Source organism: Stenotrophomonas sp. 78350_Sma (assembly GCF_056482105.1).
Map to the genome: position 1 here is coordinate 102,613 of NZ_CM151182.1, position 16,577 is coordinate 119,189.

The window sequence follows — 16,577 nt, forward strand, 5'->3', positions numbered from 1 at the left end:
ATGGGTGGCTCAAGCGCCGAGACTGCGCGCGGTGTTGATGATGTTGATGCCGTTGAAGCGGGTGGTGGACGAACCGTGCGAGACCGCCGAGACCTGGCCGGGCTGGCCCTTGCCGTCGAAGAACGAACCGCCGAGACGGAAGTCACGCTCGTCGCAGATGGCGGAGCAGGCGTTCCAGAACTCCGGCGTACGGATCTGGTAGGCCGCATCCTCGACCATGCCGGCGATCTTTCCGTCCTTGATCTGGTAGTACAGCTGGCCACCAAACTGCGCGTTGTAGCGCTGCTGGTCGATCGAGTACGAGCCCCGGCCGTGGATGTAGATGCCGTTCTCCACGTCCTTGATCATGTCTTCGACGCTGAGTGGCTGCTTGCCCGGTGCCAGCGAGACATTGGCCATGCGCTGGAACTGCACGCTGGACCACGAATCGGCATAGCTGCAGCCATGCGATGCATCGCGGCCGAGGATGTGTGCTTCATCACGGGTGGCCTGGTAATCGACCAGCACGCCGTCGCGCACCAGGTCCCAGCGCTGGGTCTTCACCCCTTCATCGTCGTAGCCGACCGCACCGAGGCTGCCCGGCTGGGTCTTGTCGGCGAAGAAGGTGACGATGTCGCTGCCCCAGCGGAAGCCGGCATCGCGCTTGTCCAGCGTAGCGAAGCTGGTGCCGGCGTAGTTGGCCTCGTAGCCGAGCACGCGGTCCAGCTCCAGCGGGTGGCCGACGTTCTCGTGGATGGTCAGGAACAGGTTGGACGGGTCCAGCACCAGGTCGTACTTGCCGGGCTTCACCGACGGCGCCTTCAGTTTCTCGCGGGCGTGGCGGGCGGCGGCGATGGCGTCCTCGACCGGGTCGTAGGAATCGCGGTAGGCGGTGATGCCACCGGGCAGCTGCACCTTGCCGCGTGCATCGCCATCAAGGAACTCATAGCCCATGCCCATCGGCGACGACAGGCCGGCGCGGGTGCGGAACCTGCCGCTTGCCTTGTCGATGGCGGTGGCGGTGAACGGCAACCAGATGCGGTGGATGTCCTGGTCGATGAACGAGCCGTCGCTGGATGCGAAGTACTTCTGTTCGTTGACCAGGAACAGGGTGGAATTGATGTAGTCGGCGCCCGCATTCAGCGCGGCGGCATTGAGTGCCAGCAGCAGCTCGACCTTGTCCTGGATCGGCACTGCCATCGCATTGCGGCGCACCGGCGTCTGCCAGCGTACCTCGCCGACCGAAGGCGTCGGTGCCAGCTGTACCGGCCGGGTCTGGATGGCGGCATTGGCGCGCGCGATCGCGACGGCCTGCTCGACCGCGGCGCGCACCGCGGCTTCGGTCTGTTGATGGGTTGCCGCAAAGCCCCAGGCGCCGTTGACGATCACCCGCACGCCCACACCGGACGACTCGCGGTTGGTCACATTGCCGACCTGGTGCTCGCGGGTGATGACCGACTGGTTGAGGTAGCGGCCAATGCGCACATCGCAGTAGCTGGCCTTGGCGGTGCGTGCGGCTGTCAGCGCGACCTCGGCCAGGCGCCGCCGCTGGGCGGTATCAACCGGCGCCAGCAGCTGCTCGGCAGCGATGGCACGGGAATGCGGCAGCAGCAGGCCCGCCAGGCCCAGACCGGAAAAAGCCAGGAACTCACGTCGTTGCACAGCGTTTCTCTCTCTCGCTTGCGTGCGGTTGGCAACGGGCCGGACCGATCACGTCAACTGCCCGACTTTCGCCAGCGCGGCGGCTTCGGGCAAGTGACTGCAGTCATGGTTGGGGAGGGTTTCGGCAGGGCTGCGCCCTGCACCTGCTCAATGCAACGGCAACGGCCAAAGCCAGAGCCAGAGCGGCATTCCGTGGGATGGCGGGGCGGTGTGGGTGGGCAGGACACGCCGTAAACCCGTCCATGGGGGCTCGATGGCGCCATTCATGGCGCCAACGGTCCTGCCCACCCACACCGCCCCACCTTCGACAGATCTCCGCGGCTGTTGGTAGGTGTCGACCTTGGTCGACGCAATCTGTCAGATATCGAAATGAATCCGGGGTCAGATCCGTTTTCCTGCGGAAAACGGATCTGACCCCAAGAGCCGTTCCAACCGACCGCAGAAAACTGTCGAAGGCGGGGTGGGTCCGGTTGCGGGGGTGTCCGCGGCATGGATGCCGCGGCCAAGGCTACATGGAGGTACTTGCGCCGTCCCCCGCAATCGGACCCACCCCGCCATCCCCCAGGAAGCCCGCTGTTGCTGTTGCTTTGGCTGTTGCTTTGGCTGTTGCCGTTGCTCCGGCTTCTGCGGGTGCAGGGCGCAGCCCTGCTCAGAACACCCCCCTCGTGCACAATGGGGCCGACCCCGCCTGGACCCCGTCCTGATGTCGAGCAAGCCGTATTCAGAAGCCTGCGAGCGCAACCGCGAACCGATCGCCGCCGCACTCGACCCGTGGATGGGCGACCGTCATCGGCTGCTGGAAATCGGCAGCGGCACCGGCCAGCACGCGGCCTTCTTCGCCGAGCGCTGGCCGTGGCTGCGCTGGCAGCCCAGCGACCACCCGGACCACCTGCCCGGCATCGAGGCCTGGCGCGCGGAGGCGGCGCTGCTCAACCTGTTGCCGCCCGTGGCGCTGCAGGTGGAACTGCCGCCGGCACCGGGCCTGACCCTGCCCGAGGGCAGCACCTTCGATGCGGCGTTCACTGCCAATACCCTGCACATCATGGGCTGGGAGCACGTGCAGGCGTTGTTCGCCGCGCTGCCGCCGCTGCTGCGCCACGGCGCGCTGCTGGCGGTCTACGGCCCGTTCAACTACGGCGGCCGCTACACCAGCGACAGCAACGCGCAGTTCGATGCCTGGCTGAAGGCGCGTGACCCGCGCAGCGGCATCCGCGACGTGGAAGCTGTGCAGGCGCTGGCCGAGGACAACGGCTTCACCCGCCTGCGCGACGTGGCGATGCCGGCCAACAACCGCTTGCTGCTGTGGCGGTTGGGGTGATCAGGCCTCGGGGGCCATGCTGGAAAGGCGTGCTGCCGCAGCACGAAGTCCGTCGAAAATCGGTTCGGACACGGTTGAGGGGAAATCATCCGGGAGCTGACGGGTGACCTGCTGGATGGCGGGTTCGACGGCCGCGATCAATGTCTTGATCCATGGTTCTGCACCATCGGCAACGCCGCAGGCGCGCGCGGTTTCATTCCAGTGCCGCCGTCGCACAAGGTGCAGTTTCCGGTGGCGGTTCTTGCCATGTACGGCCATGGCGAGCTGTGCATTTCGTGGATCGAGTTGATTGGGTCCCCTGCCGAGGATGGGATATACCGACAGTACGTCGTAGACGGGCGTCAGGCGGAAGCGTCCACCGGCTTCCAGGTGAACACTGAAATTCTTGGCATGACCGTCGGTTGCGGCCAACATCCAGAAAAGAATCTGCGTCTTGAAGAAGATCGCGCGATCCTCGGGGTGTTCGGACTGTCGAAGCAGATCCATGATCGGAACGATGCCCGGGCCGCCATCGGATTCATACTTTCTGGCAGCCGGCAGACCAAAGACCTGGCACATGTCTTCCTGTGGCAGTCGCAGCCACCACCGGCGGTCGACAGACAGGCGACGGTCAAACCGCTCGACAATGAGGGCACGTTGGTCGTCGAAGCGACCCATCTGCGTCTCGGCCACGGGGATATCAAAGGCGGAAAGCAGATGCATGCACAGCCATTCATTCTCCACGGACTGATGCATGTCTGCGCGCATGTTGCCAACGATGCCAAGCGGCAGCTTGAAGATGTGCGTGGACGGTGTGCTGCCGGTAGGAATGCACCATTGGCCAGCATGCAGCAGAAGACCGGTTTTTTCCTGCGCACCGGCGATGGAAATACGGAATGCGTCATCACGGCTGGGTGCGCCAGGCAGGTTCCCTGTCGTTACCTGACGCAGGATCGTAGCGACACCTGCTTCATCCAACACCTCGCACGTAATCTGCTGGACGTCTTCGGGTGGATACGCAGGCGGCAACAGCTGCACTGCGCCAACACAATCTCGTCCAATGGCTTCAAGAAGATCGAACGTATCGCTACCGCGCGTGGCAAACCGGTCGCGGATCCGGTTGCGTATGGTGACGTTATCGGGAAGAAGGTTATCGAAGTAGTCGTTGACGACGTTGCCCCGATGGCTCTCGCCATCTGGGAGCAGGGGTAGCGAGAGCGACAACGGCCGGGATTGGGGCGAGCTGATCCACTGGCTGACGTACGACAACCGGGATGACCCGTTCCGGACATCATCCCAACGTGCGACCTCCACACCATTCATCCAGACCCGCAGCGTACCCATGGTTCACCACTCCAATGACGACGTGTTCTCCTGGTGACTTCGTTGCTGAAGGCTGACCTCCAGACCCAGCACAGCCCAGACCCGCATCAGGCGTTCAAAGCTTGCCGACGCAGGGTCGCGTTCCAGCGCGCCCACTGCTTGGCGGCTGATCCCGAGTTGCTCCGCCAACTGAGCCTGGCTCAGGCCCGCCTGGCGCCGGAAAGCACGCATCAGGGGCGTAAGTTGTTGGGCTGTCCTCACTGTGTGCAGCGGCCTGTCCATACCGGCAGTCCCCAAGGAAAGATGACCGTACGACAACGCGTACGCAAAGGATAGGTTGCTTTACGACAAGCAACCTATCGCTTTCCCGTTGAGGAGGCAACCTTTCGGTTGCCATTTCACTATGCAACCTATAGGTTGCCTTTCCGTTGCGCCGCGCCGCTTCAAGCCACCTGCACGATGTGCAGCGCCTTCGGGTTGCGCCACTGCGCCAGCAGCGTGGCTTCGCGCGCCTTGGCCTGCGCGAAATGCGCTTCCTTGACGTGGCCGAAGCCGCGGATGTGCTCGGGGACGCTGGCAATCTCCACCGCCAGCGCCAGGCGGTCGTCATCCAGGCCATCCAGCAGCAGCTGCACGGTGGCTTCGTAGTCGCCGATCAGCTTGCGCTCCATGCGGCGCTCCTCGGTACGGCCGAACACATCAAAGCGGCCGCCGCGCAGGAACTTCAGCTTCGCCAGCAGGCCGAAGGCCTTGAACATCCACGGGCCGTATTCCTTCTTCAGCAACCGGCCCTGCTCGTCCTTCTTCGCGAACAGCGGCGGCGCCAGGTGGAAGCGCAGCTGGTAGTCGCCCTCGAACTGCTGTTGCAGGCGGCGCTGGAAGTCGCCGCTGGTGTACAGGCGCGCCACTTCGTACTCGTCCTTGTAGGCCATCAGCTTGAACAGGTAGCGGGCCACAGTCTCGGTCAGCGCGGTGGAACCGCCGATGCGATCGGCCTCGGTGGCGCGTACGCGTGCCACCAGATCACGGTAACGCTTGGCGTAGGCGGCATCCTGGTATTCGACCAGGAAGGCGGCACGGCGCTCGATCATTTCATCCAGCGAGCGCGACAGGCGCGCGTCGTCCAGCGGCAGGAAGGCGACGTCGCCGCCATGCGAGGGCAGGCCGCGCAGCTCGCGTTCGTCAGCGGTGTTGCGCGGTGCCGCAGTTGCACCCCATTCGTTGCCTTCCCACTCGCCCGGCGGCAGCGGGTGCAGCGGGCCCGGGGTGGATTCGGTATCGGTGTGGCGGTTGCGCACCAGGCCGGCGGCCTGCTGCACGGCCTGCGGATCGACGGCGGCCAGGCGGCCCCAGGCGAACGCCTGCTGGTTCATCGCCACGGCCGCGCCATTCAACTCGATGGCGCGCATCAGCGATTCGAACGACAGCGGCACCAGGCCCTGCTGCCAGGCGTAGCCGAGGATGAACAGGTTGGCGGCGATGGCATCGCCCAGCAGCGCAGTGGCCAGCTGGGTAGCATCCAGCAGCAGCGGCTCCTGGCCGCCCAGGGCCACGCGCACACCGGCGACGATGTCGGCGGCGGGGAACTGCATGTCCGGACGGGTGGTGAACGTGCCCGGCATCGCTTCGTAGGTGTTCAGCACCACCTGCGAACGTCCGGCGCGCACCTTCGACAGGGCCCAGTAGTCATTGACTACCACCATGTCGCAGCCCAGCACCAGGTCGGCCTCACCGGCGGCGATGCGCACGGCGTGGATGTCATCCGGGCGGCGGGCGATGCGGATGTGCGTGGTCACCGCGCCACCCTTCTGCGCCAGGCCGGTCTGGTCCAGCACGGTCGCACCCTTGCCTTCCAGGTGACCGGCCATGCCCAGCAGCGCGCCGATGGTCACCACGCCGGTACCGCCGACGCCGGTGATCAGGATGTTCCAGGGCTGTTCCAGGGTGCCGCGGATGGTCGGTGCCGGCAGGTTGTCCAGCAGGGTGGAGGCATCGCGCTTGCTGCCCTTGCGCGGCTGGCCACCGTGCACGGTGACGAAGCTCGGGCAGAAGCCATTCACGCAGGAATAGTCCTTGTTGCAGTTGGACTGGTCGATCTCGCGCTTGCGCCCGAACTCGGTTTCCTTCGGCAGCACCGACACGCAGAAGCTCTTCTTGCCGCAGTCGCCGCAGCCTTCGCAGACCAGTGAATTGATCAGCACGCGCTTCTGCGGGTCTTCCAGCTTGCCGCGCTTGCGGCGGCGGCGCTTCTCGGTGGCGCAGGTCTGTTCGTAGATCAGGATCGAAACACCCTTCACTTCGCGCAGGCGCTTCTGCACCTCCTCCAGCTCGCTGCGGTCATGGAACTCCACGTCGCTGGGGAAGTGTTCGCGCTGGCCGGTCCACTTGCCGATGTTGTCCGACAGCACCACGATGGTGTGGATGCCTTCGGCGCGCATCTGCCTGGCGATGTCGGGCACGCTCAGCGGGCCGTCCACCGGCTGGCCGCCGGTCATCGCCACCGCATCGTTGTAGAGGATCTTGTAGGTGATGTTGACGCCAGCCGCGACCGCCTGGCGGATCGCCAGCGAGCCGCTGTGGAAATAGGTGCCGTCACCCAGGTTCTGGAATACGTGCGGGGTGTCGGTGAACGGCGCCTGCCCGGCCCAGGTCACGCCTTCGCCGCCCATGTGGGTGAAGGTGTCGGTGCTGCGGTCCATCCAGGTCACCATGTAATGGCAACCGATGCCGGCCAGCGCACGCGAGCCTTCCGGCACCTGGGTGGAGGTGTTGTGCGGGCAGCCGGAGCAGTAGTGCGGCACGCGCGGGAAGCTGGCGCGCGGCAATGCAAGCTCGGCTTCCTTCTCCTGCATCCACTGCAGGCGCTGCTCGATCGACTCGTTGTTGAAGAACTTCTGGATGCGGCGGCCGATCACGCCGGCGATGGTGGCCGGGGTCAGTTCACCGGTGGACGGCAGGATCCATTCGCCGCTCTCGTCGTACTTGCCGACGATGGACGGGCGCTGGCCCCAGCTGGCCGGCCAGTTGAAGAACTGTTCCTTCATCTGGCGCTCGATGAAGGCGCGCTTCTCCTCCACCACGATGATGTCTTCCAGACCCTGCGCGAAGCGTGCGATACCCTGCGGTTCCAGCGGCCAGGTCATACCGACCTTGTACACGCGGATGCCGATGTCGGCGCATGCGGCTTCATCCAGGCCCAGGTATTCCAGCGCCTGCAGCACATCCAGATAGCTCTTGCCGGTGGTGACGATGCCCAGCCGCGCGCGCGGCGCATCCATCACCACCTTGTCGATGCCGTTGGCGCGGGCAAACGCCTGCGCGGCTTTCACCGCATAGCGGTGCAGGCGCATTTCCTGGTCCAGCGGCGGGTCCGGCCAGCGGATGTTGAGGCCAGCCGACGGCATCTCGAAGTCTTCCGGCAGCACGATGCGGCGCGCCATCGGATCGACCTCGACCGAGGCCGACGACTCCACCGTCTCGGCAATGGTCTTGAAGCCGACCCAGCGGCCGGTATAGCGGCTCATGGCCCAGCCGAGCAGGCCCATGTCCAGGATGTCCTGCACGCCGGCCGGGTTCAGCACCGGCATCATCGCGCTGACGAACTCGTCCTCGCTGCCATGCGGCAGGGTCGAACTGCGGCAGGCATGGTCATCGGCGGCCAGCGCCAGCACGCCGCCGTAGCGCGAGGTACCCGCAGCATTGGCATGCTTGAACACATCGCCGCAGCGGTCCACGCCCGGGCCCTTGCCGTACCACATGCCGAACACGCCCTGCACGTTGGCGCCGGGGAACAGGTTGGTCTGCTGCGTGCCCCAGACCATGGTGGCGCCCAGGTCCTCGTTCAGGCCCGGGGTGAACTTCACCTTGGCTGCTTCAAGATGCTTGCGCGCGCGCCACAGTTCCAGGTCGAAGCCACCCAGCGGGCTGCCACGGTAGCCGCTGACGAAGCCGGCGCTGTCGATGCCTTCGGCGGCGTCGCGCAGGCGCTGCATCAGCGGCAGCCGCACCAGCGCCTGCACGCCACTCAGGTAGATCCGCCCCTCACTGCGGGTGTACTTGTGGTCGAGCGTGTAATCACGGTCGAGCAGGTCGGCGGAAGAGGGCGAAGTGAGTTGCGCGGTACTGGTCATGGCTGGCCCGGTAGGATCGGCTGGCACCGGCCGCGTGCGGGCACGCGGCGGGAAAGGCGCGAATTGTAGCAGCGGGGCCGTGGTGGTCCCGGCACTCGCGCCCGCGCCGCTGCTGGGGTTAGGATCGGAGGCGAGAGAGGGAGGCTGCGGTTGTGCAGCCTGGGGAGAAGGGATGTCAGTTCCAGGAAAGATCCTGGCCAGCGTGCTGCTGGCCTCGGGAGCGGCCACGGCGTGGGCCGCGCCGGCCATGCCGGCACCACAGGAGTTCTACTTCGACAGCGACCTGGCGGCGGCACCGATGGTGGCGATGCAGGGCGAGGGCGATGAGCTGGTCAGCCAGCTGGTGAGGCTGCGCGAGCGCGGCCGGCGCGCGGTGGAAGCCACCGTGCAGCTGGCTTCGTTGGCCAGCACCCAGGGCCGTGCCGAGCTGGCCGACCAGCTGTACGGCGAGGCTTTGAAGGAGGCGCCGGCACAGAGCAGCGCGGGCCGCAGCGTGCGCTGGAACTATGGCTGGGACCTGCTGCGCCAGGGCAAGCCGGAGGCAGCGCTGGAGCAATGGCTGTCATCGGCCGGCAATGCGCGCAGCAAGCCCAGCTGGGTGCCACCGACCTATGCACTGGCGCTGTGGCGGATGGGGCAGAAACAGGAAGCGGTGCAGTGGTATGCCGCAGCGGTGCGCACCGAGCCGTCGCAATGGAGCGCCAGCGCCAACTACGCGCAGCTGCTGCCGCAATGGCGCGAGGACGAGCGTGCGTCGTTGGCCGAAGTGCAGCAGGCGTGGGTGGCCGCACCGCCTGCCTGGCCCTGAGGGAGGGGGTCCGGCCGGGTTGCACCCGGCACCCGCAGAGGCAACGGCCGAAGCAACAGCCGGAGCAACAGCGGGCAATCTGCGGGATGGCGGGGCGGTGTGGGTTGGCAGGACACGCCGTAAACCCGTCCCTGGGGGCTCGATGGCGCCATCCATGGCGCCAACGGTCCTGCCAACCCACACCGCCCCACCTCTGACGGTTCGACGCTGCTGTTGGTAGGTGTCGACCTTGGTCGACACGGTAGATCCACGCCATGCGTGGATGAATCTGCATCGGAATCGACTATTCGATATCTGATCGAAAGGCAGCCGAGCGTGGGCTCGGCTCTACAAAGAGCGGCCAGCCAAGCGATTTTGCTTTTGCTTCTGCTTTTCTTCTTTCTTTTCCGTGGCGGACGCAGTCGGAAATTGTCAGAGGCCGGGCGGGGTGGGATCGCGGGGGTGTCCGCGGCATGGATGCCGCGGCCAAGCCCCCATGGACGGGTTCACGGCGTCCCCCGCGAATCCATCCCGCCCGGCCAAGCGCGGCTTTTGATGTTCACAGCCAACCAGCCGCCACGAGGGGCTGCGCCGTTCGCTGGAAACCGCTCAGTCGTCCGCGGACACCGTCCGCCCCGACGCCCACGCCCGCAGCGCCTCGACCTGCTCGGCCATCAGTACCGACAGCGGTCGCGTCGCACGGATCTCGTTCATCAGCAGCTCGGTATCCAGTGGCCGGCCCTCGGCATGCGCCGCATACAGCCCGGCCACGATCGCCTGCTCGATCTCGGCACCGGAGAACCCGTTGGCGGCAGCCGCCAGCGCGGGCAGTGCGAAGTCGTCGGCGTTGAGCTGGCGCCGGCCCAGGTGCAGCCGCAGCAGCTCCACGCGCACTTCAGGCGAGGGCAGGTCGACGAAGAAGATCTCGTCGAAACGGCCCTTGCGCAGCAGTTCGGCAGGCAGCTCATGTACCTGGTTGGCAGTGGCCACAATGAACACCGGTGCCTTGCGCTCGGCCATCCAGGTCAGCAGATGGCCGAGCACGCGGCGCGACACGCCGCCGTCTTTGCCACCGCTGGCCAGGCCCTTCTCGATTTCGTCCATCCACAGCACGCAGGGCGCCAGCTGCTCGGCCGAGGCCAGGGCCTGGCGCAGGTTGGCCTCGGTCTCGCCGTGGTACTTGTTGTACAGCGCGCCGACGTCCAGGCGCAGCAGCGGCACACCAAAGCCGGCAGCGGTGGCCTTGGCCAGCATCGATTTGCCGCAGCCCTGTACGCCCAGCAGCAACATGCCGCGCGGCGGGTCCAGCCCGGCCGGTGCCGAGCCAGCGATGAACGCCACACGCCGCTGGTTGATCCAGCGCTTGAGCCGGTTGGCGCCGGCCACGTCGCCGAAGCGCGCGCTGTCATGCTCGAAGAACAGGTGGCCGCTGCGGTTGAGCAGCTCGAACTTCAGCCGTGCCAGCTGCGGCAGGTCGTCATCGCGCAGCGCGCCATCGGCGTAGATCAGCTGGCGCGCGATGCGCCGGGCATCGACCAGGCTCAGCCCCTGCAGATTCTTCAGGATCTTCTTGACCGCTTCGCTGTCCACTTCCACCCGGCGGCCGCCATGCTCGCGGGCGTAGGCATCGGCCTCTTCGCGCAGCATCTTCAGCAGGGCGTTGGCGTCGGGCAGGCGCGGGTTGAAGCGTACCGCCAGCGCTTCCAGCTCGGCCGGCAGTTCGACCTTGGCGCCGATCAGAACCAGCACGTGCGGTTCGCTGTGGCGGCGCTGGATCAGGTCGCGCAGGGCGCGCTGGTGGCTGGCATAGCCCAGGTAGGGGTGGAAATCGAGGAGCAGGTAGACCCCGCGCTGCTCGGCCTGGCGGATCATCTGCAGGGCCGCGCTGGCATCGGGCGGCCCGACCGGTGGATCTTCGCTGTCCAGGTCGATGCGGCGCAGGCCTTCGGTGATCGACCAGCGGTGCAGCGCCCGCCACACGTGCATCAGCGTCTGCCGGAACAGATCGACGATGCGGCCCTCGTCCTGGGTCTCGATCACGATCAGGGGGGTGTTGGCGCGGATCAGTGCGCTCAGGTCCTGCAGCTCGCTCATGCCGGTTCGATCCTTCGGGGGCGCCACGATAGCAAAGGCGATGGCCACAGGTTCAGCGCAGTGCTACCTCCCGTCACCACCGCCGGTGTACGCTCGGGGCACGTACCCGGAAGCGAGGCTGGCATGAAGACGATCCTGGTGGCCGGTTCCAAGGGTGGGGTGGGCAAGACCACCGTCGCCACCCACCTGGCCGCGTACGCGGCATTGCAGGGCAAGGCCACGGTGATCGCCGATGCCGACCCGCAGGGCTCCAGCACCCGCTGGGCGCAACGGCGTGCCGGGCTGGAAAGCGCGGTGCTTCCCATTGATGTGTATCGAAAGAAGCAGTGGGCACAGAAGCTGCCCGACGGCACCGAAACCGTCATCATCGATGCACCGGCCGGTGCGTTGGCCGACGATATCCCCCATTTCCTTGACGCTGCCGACGCGGTGGTGGTGCCGGTGTTGCCCTCGGCGCTGGACATCGAAGCCATCGTCGGCTTCCTCAACAGCCTGGCCCAGAACCCGCGGGTGCACAGCCGCAAGCTGCCGGTCGGGCTGGTCCTGAACCGCACCAAGCCCTGGACCCAGACTTCGCAGCAGGCGTTGCAGATGCTGGCCGAATGGCCGTACCCGGTGGTCGCGCAGCTGCGTGACAGCCAGAGCTATGTGGTCATGACCGGCCTCGGCCGCAGCCTGTTCGACTACCGCTCGGCCCAGGTGCGCGAGCATCAGGCCGACTGGGAGCCGCTGCTGTCCTGGCTCAAGCTTTGATCCCTGCGTCACTCTTTCTGCTGCATCCTCTTCTTCATGGAAACCCGCGATGCGTGAATTGATACTGCTGCGCCATGCCCATGCCGAACCGGCTACCCCCGGCCAGGCCGACCTCGACCGGCCGTTGTCGCCGGTGGGGCTGGCTGAAGCCGAAGCCGCCGGCAAGTGGCTGAAGGAAAACAACCTGCTGCCGGACTGCGTGCTGTGTTCACCGGCGCGGCGTACCCGCGAAACCCTGGAAGCCGTGCTCGGCACCATCGGTTACGTGGAAAAGCGCCTGGAAGACCGCATCTACGAAGCCACTCCCGGCACCCTGGCGGCATTGGTGGACGACCGCCGTGATCTCGACCGGGTGCTGATCGTCGGCCACAACCCGGGCCTGGAGCGGCTGGTGGCGTTGATGACCGAGGGCACCAGCAGCGACTACCGCGGCATGCCGCCGGCAGGGATCGCCGTGCTCGGCTTCCCGCGTGAGGCCTCGATCGAGCCGGGCGTGGCCAGCCTGAACGCATTCTGGTGGCCGTGATCCGATGAGCCTGGCGCGGCGCAGCCGCTATCTGCTGCCCGCGCTGCTGGCACTTGGCCCGGCCTGGGCCGCCGTGCCCACGCCGACCACCCTGCCACCGGTGGTCGCCGAGGCGCACAGGGTCATGCGCCTGGATACCCAGCGTTCGCAGATCGGCTTCGAGGTGCGCACACGCTTCGGGCAGCGTATCGAAGGCCTGTTCCCGCACTTCGAGGGGCGCATCGAGATCCTCTCCGACGGCCGCCACCAGGTGCACCTGAAGATGTTCACGCGCTCGGTCGAGATTCCCGGCAAATCACGCTACACCGGCTGGATGCGCGGCGAGGAGTTCTTCGATGCCGGCCGCCATCCGGTGGTCGAGTTCGACTCGCTGCCGTACTGGCCGGAAACCGTGGAGAGCGGTGGCGACATCAACGGCCGGCTGACCCTGCGCGGGATCAGCCACCCCGAGACACTGAAGGTCGAGAAGGCGGAGTGTGCCCGACCCGGCTATGATTGCGACGTCGTCAGCCGCGGTACCGTGCAGCGAGGCCGGTACGGCATGGACAGCTGGCAGCTTGCCTTGAGTGACCGAGTGACTTTCGTACTGCGTGCGCGCCTGAGCGAGGCGCCGAAACCGTGAACCTCCTGCTGCGTGTACTGGCGCTGGCAACCGTGTTGCTGGGCAGTGGTTGTGCATCGCTGTCGAATGCCGAGCGTGACCGCGCCGAGGCAATCGCCGTGCAGGCACGTTCGACCGTGGTGGATTGCCAGCGTCCCGACCGCTGTGCACAGGACTCGCCGCTGCGTGCGCTGGCCGGCCGGGCGTTCACCGAATCCACCCCGGAACGACCGCGCCACTACGCCACCCTGCTCGATGAGGGCGAGGGCGCCCTGGTGGCGCGCCTGAACCTGCTGCGCAGTGCCACCCGCAGCATCGACCTGCAGACCTACATCTTCGACAAGGACGACAGCGCCCGCCTGGTCATCGACGAACTGCTGGCCGCATCGCGCCGCGGGGTGAAGGTACGGCTGCTGATCGACCAGCTCTCGGCGATCTCCGACCTGCAGATCCTCGGCGCCCTGTCCGGTGCCCACCAGAATTTCCAGCTTCGGGTCTACAACCCGACCTTCGGCAAGGCCCGGCTGAACTACTTCGACTATGCCGGCAGCGTGCTGTGCTGCTTCCGCCGCTTCAACCAGCGCATGCACAACAAGCTGCTGGTGATCGACGATGCGATCGGCGTGGTCGGTGGCCGCAACTACCAGGACGATTATTACGACTGGGACCGTGAGTACAACTTCCGCGACCGCGATGTGCTGATCGCCGGCCCCGAAGCACGTGCGATGGCGGCCAACTTCGACGCGTTCTGGCGCGCCCACCGCAGCGTGCCGGCCGAGCGCCTCAACGACGTGGGCCGCACCCTGCTGCGCGAAGGCGTGCCAACGCTGCCACCGGCCACCTTCCGGCGCCCGGAACGGGTACAGCGGGTCAGCGCCGAAGCCAACGACACCGAGTTCGTCACCCGTTCCTTCGTGGATACCGCGCTACCGGTGGCATCGGTGCGCTACGTGGCCGACCTGCCACGCAAGCATCGCCGCGAGAAGGCCGATGCCCCGCTGGCCGGCCAGCATGTGACCGAGCCACAGCTGGATGCGCTGATCGCCAGTGCGCAGAAGGAAGTGATCCTGCAGACGCCGTACCTGGTGTTGTCCAAGCCGGCGCAGAAGCTGTTCCGTGAACTGCGCAAGCGCCCGCAGCCACCCCGCGTGGTGGTGTCCAGCAACAGCCTGGCGGCGACCGACAACCCGATCGTGTATGCGCTGTCGTACAAGTACAAGCGGCGCAACATGCGCGAACTGGGCTTCAACATCTTCGAATACAAGCCGTTCCCGCTGGATGCGCCGGTCGACTACCGCAACCTGCTGCCGGACCCGATCGCCGCCCCCGGGGGTGAAGACGAGGGCGACCGCAATCCGCTGATCGGCGGCAGTGCCGCCGGCAGCAACGCACGCAGTGGCAGCAGCAGTGGTTCGGATGCTGGCAGCAAGCAGGGCCCGTTGAACCATCGCCACAGCGATGGTGCCTACGACAACGCACGCGCACGCCGTCGCGCCGCCGGCAGCGAGGTGGAAACGCGCCTGTTGCGCACCGAGACGCGGCCGTCGTTCCTTGGCAGCAAGGCGGTCAACAAGCCGTTGCCGGTCACCCGCAAGGGCGCGCGCATGGGCCTGCATGCCAAGTCGCTGGTGGTCGACCGCCGCATCGGCGTGGTCGGCACCCACAACTTCGATCCGCGCAGCGAGAACTACAACACCGAAGGCGCGGTGATCATCGATGACCCTGTTTTTGCCGAGGAACTGGCGCAGAGCATCCTGCGTGATACCCACCCGCAGAACTCCTGGACGGTGGCGCCACGGGCCAAGCCACCGGTGCTGTCGGGGCTGAACTACAGCGTCGGCAAGGCCTCCGAAGCGCTGCCCATCCTTGATTTCTGGCCGTGGCGCTACGCCACCGACTACGAGTTCAAGCCCGGCCCCGAGTGCCCGCGGCCGCTGCCACGGCAGGATCCTGATTTCCATCGCTGCTACGTCGCCGTCGGCGACTTCCCCGAAGTCAACGTCGGCCCGAAGTGGCTGCTGGTGCGCATGCTGACAGCATTCGGCGCCGGTCTCGTTCCCATCCTCTGAAGGTACCCGCATGACCCAGGTGTTCCGCGAAGCCGTTTCCATCGAGCAGCTCAACGCGCTCAGCCGCGACACGGCGATTGAATCCCTGGGCATCGTCTTCAGCGCCGCCGGCGAGGACTGGCTGCAGGCCACCATGCCGGTGGATGAGCGCACCCGCCAGCCCTACGGCATCCTGCATGGTGGTGCCTCGGTGGTGCTGGCCGAGACCCTGGGCAGCAGCGCCGGCAACCTGTGCGTGGATACCGGCAAGCAGATCTGCGTGGGCCTGGAGATCAACGCCAACCACGTGCGCGCCGTGCGCTCGGGCACGGTCACCGGCACCGCCCGCGCGCTGCACGTCGGCCGCAGCACCCAGCTGTGGGAGATCCGCATCGAGGACGAGCAGGGCCGCCTGGTATGCATCTCGCGGCTGACCCTGGCGGTGGTGGCTGCCGGCCACGGCTGAGCTCCGCGGGGCTCGTTGACGGCGGCGGAACCCAGCGTTCCCCGCCGATTGCCCCGGTCGATGGCTGTTATGGCCTAAATCGGCTGGCAGCGATGACGGCCCTCCGGTATCGTGCGCGGATGACTTCCCCCACTCCGGCCCCCCGTGGCGGCGTGGCGCGTGTGTGCCGTTACCTGTACCGCGTACCGCTGCTGTTGGTCCACATCATCGTGTTCCTGCCGCTCATCCTGATCGGCATGCTTCCGCCGTGGGGCGAGCTGCGCGTGGGCGAGGCGACCTTCGGCGCCAAGGTGGTCAACTGGTGGCAGGGTGGGCTGATGTGGATCTTCGGCTTCCGCCTGACGCAGATCGGCGCGCCACTGCCCGGTGCCGTGCTGTTCGTGGCCAACCATGTCAGCTGGGTCGATATCTGCATCCTGCACAGCCAGCGCATGATGGGCTTCGTCGCCAAGCGCGAGATTGCCAGCTGGCCGCTGGTGGGTTGGCTTGCCGCGCGCGGCCAGACCATCTTCCACCAGCGAGGCAACACCGAATCGCTCGGTGGCGTGATGCAGGTGATGGCCGACCGCCTGCGCGAGGGCAAGGCCGTGGGCGTGTTCCCGGAAGGGCGGACCCGCGGCGGTCACGAAGTGGGCCCGTTCCACGCCCGCATCTTCCAGGCCGCGGTCGAGACCGGCGTGCCGGTGCAGCCGGTGGCACTGGTATACGGGGTGAAGGGCGACGCGCAGACCATCGTCGCGTTCGGCCCGAACGAAAGCTTTTTCGCCAATTTCCTGCGCCTGCTCGGCGAGCCGGCGCGACGTGCGGAAGTGCACTTCCTGGCACCGATCGGCGCACAGGACCTGGAAGGCCGTCGGCGCATCGCGGAAACCTCGCGCGCGCGCATCGTGGCGGCCATGAGCACCGGGTGA

The 16,577-nt window shown here is 66.7% G+C and carries 13 protein-coding genes; 8 read left to right on the forward strand and 5 right to left on the reverse strand.

Annotation, left to right across the window (positions count from 1 at the left end; all coding sequences use genetic code 11):
• Nucleotides 1-9: 9 nt before the first annotated feature.
• Nucleotides 10-1,641, reverse strand: a complete 1,632-nt coding sequence (locus tag ACZK4H_RS00435) for a TldD/PmbA family protein (protein WP_164145964.1) — start codon at nt 1,639-1,641, stop codon at nt 10-12.
• Nucleotides 1,642-2,344: 703 nt separating this feature from the next.
• Between ACZK4H_RS00435 and ACZK4H_RS00440 the strand changes: the two genes are divergently transcribed.
• Complete coding sequence (locus tag ACZK4H_RS00440) at nt 2,345-2,959, forward strand: DUF938 domain-containing protein (RefSeq protein WP_099552529.1); 615 nt, start codon at nt 2,345-2,347, stop codon at nt 2,957-2,959.
• Here the strand turns inward: ACZK4H_RS00440 and ACZK4H_RS00445 are convergent, their stop codons facing one another.
• From ACZK4H_RS00445 to ACZK4H_RS00455, 3 genes are all read right to left on the reverse strand, one after another.
• Nucleotides 2,960-4,282 carry a type II toxin-antitoxin system HipA family toxin gene (locus ACZK4H_RS00445; RefSeq protein WP_099552528.1) on the reverse strand — a complete coding sequence of 441 codons (1,323 nt, stop codon included), beginning with the start codon at nt 4,280-4,282 and terminating at the stop codon, nt 2,960-2,962.
• Between the two features lie 3 nt (nt 4,283-4,285).
• Nucleotides 4,286-4,543, reverse strand: a complete 258-nt coding sequence (locus ACZK4H_RS00450; protein ID WP_099552530.1) for a helix-turn-helix domain-containing protein — start codon at nt 4,541-4,543, stop codon at nt 4,286-4,288.
• A gap of 161 nt (nt 4,544-4,704) precedes the next feature.
• The gene (locus ACZK4H_RS00455) at nt 4,705-8,391 is read right to left on the reverse strand and encodes an indolepyruvate ferredoxin oxidoreductase family protein (RefSeq protein ID WP_099552527.1); all 3,687 of its coding nucleotides are present in this window, start codon (nt 8,389-8,391) and stop codon (nt 4,705-4,707) included.
• 172 nt (nt 8,392-8,563) lie between these two features.
• Between ACZK4H_RS00455 and ACZK4H_RS00460 the strand changes: the two genes are divergently transcribed.
• Nucleotides 8,564-9,199 carry a tetratricopeptide repeat protein gene (locus tag ACZK4H_RS00460; protein ID WP_099552526.1) on the forward strand — a complete coding sequence of 212 codons (636 nt, stop codon included), beginning with the start codon at nt 8,564-8,566 and terminating at the stop codon, nt 9,197-9,199.
• Between the two features lie 588 nt (nt 9,200-9,787).
• Here ACZK4H_RS00460 and ACZK4H_RS00465 read toward each other — a convergent pair.
• Complete coding sequence (locus tag ACZK4H_RS00465; RefSeq protein WP_099552525.1) at nt 9,788-11,272, reverse strand: AAA family ATPase; 1,485 nt, start codon at nt 11,270-11,272, stop codon at nt 9,788-9,790.
• A gap of 123 nt (nt 11,273-11,395) precedes the next feature.
• Between ACZK4H_RS00465 and ACZK4H_RS00470 the strand changes: the two genes are divergently transcribed.
• The 6 genes from ACZK4H_RS00470 to ACZK4H_RS00495 all read left to right on the forward strand — a co-directional run bounded on the left by ACZK4H_RS00470 (nt 11,396) and on the right by ACZK4H_RS00495 (nt 16,577).
• A complete protein-coding gene (locus ACZK4H_RS00470; RefSeq protein ID WP_049446080.1) occupies nt 11,396-12,025 on the forward strand; it encodes a ParA family protein in 630 nt (209 codons plus the stop codon).
• A gap of 49 nt (nt 12,026-12,074) precedes the next feature.
• Nucleotides 12,075-12,551 (forward strand): SixA phosphatase family protein, encoded by a 477-nt coding sequence (locus ACZK4H_RS00475; protein WP_005407539.1) that lies wholly within the window; start codon nt 12,075-12,077, stop codon nt 12,549-12,551.
• Between the two features lie 4 nt (nt 12,552-12,555).
• Nucleotides 12,556-13,173 (forward strand): YceI family protein, encoded by a 618-nt coding sequence (locus ACZK4H_RS00480; RefSeq protein WP_099552524.1) that lies wholly within the window; start codon nt 12,556-12,558, stop codon nt 13,171-13,173.
• Entirely contained in the window at nt 13,170-15,221 is a 2,052-nt protein-coding gene (locus ACZK4H_RS00485; protein ID WP_099552523.1) for a phospholipase D family protein, read from the forward strand. The genes ACZK4H_RS00480 and ACZK4H_RS00485 overlap by 4 nt, the downstream gene beginning before the upstream one ends.
• Before the next feature lie 10 nt (nt 15,222-15,231).
• Complete coding sequence (locus ACZK4H_RS00490) at nt 15,232-15,666, forward strand: hotdog fold thioesterase (RefSeq protein WP_099552522.1); 435 nt, start codon at nt 15,232-15,234, stop codon at nt 15,664-15,666.
• Between the two features lie 119 nt (nt 15,667-15,785).
• Nucleotides 15,786-16,577 carry a lysophospholipid acyltransferase family protein gene (locus ACZK4H_RS00495; RefSeq protein WP_099552521.1) on the forward strand — a complete coding sequence of 264 codons (792 nt, stop codon included), beginning with the start codon at nt 15,786-15,788 and terminating at the stop codon, nt 16,575-16,577.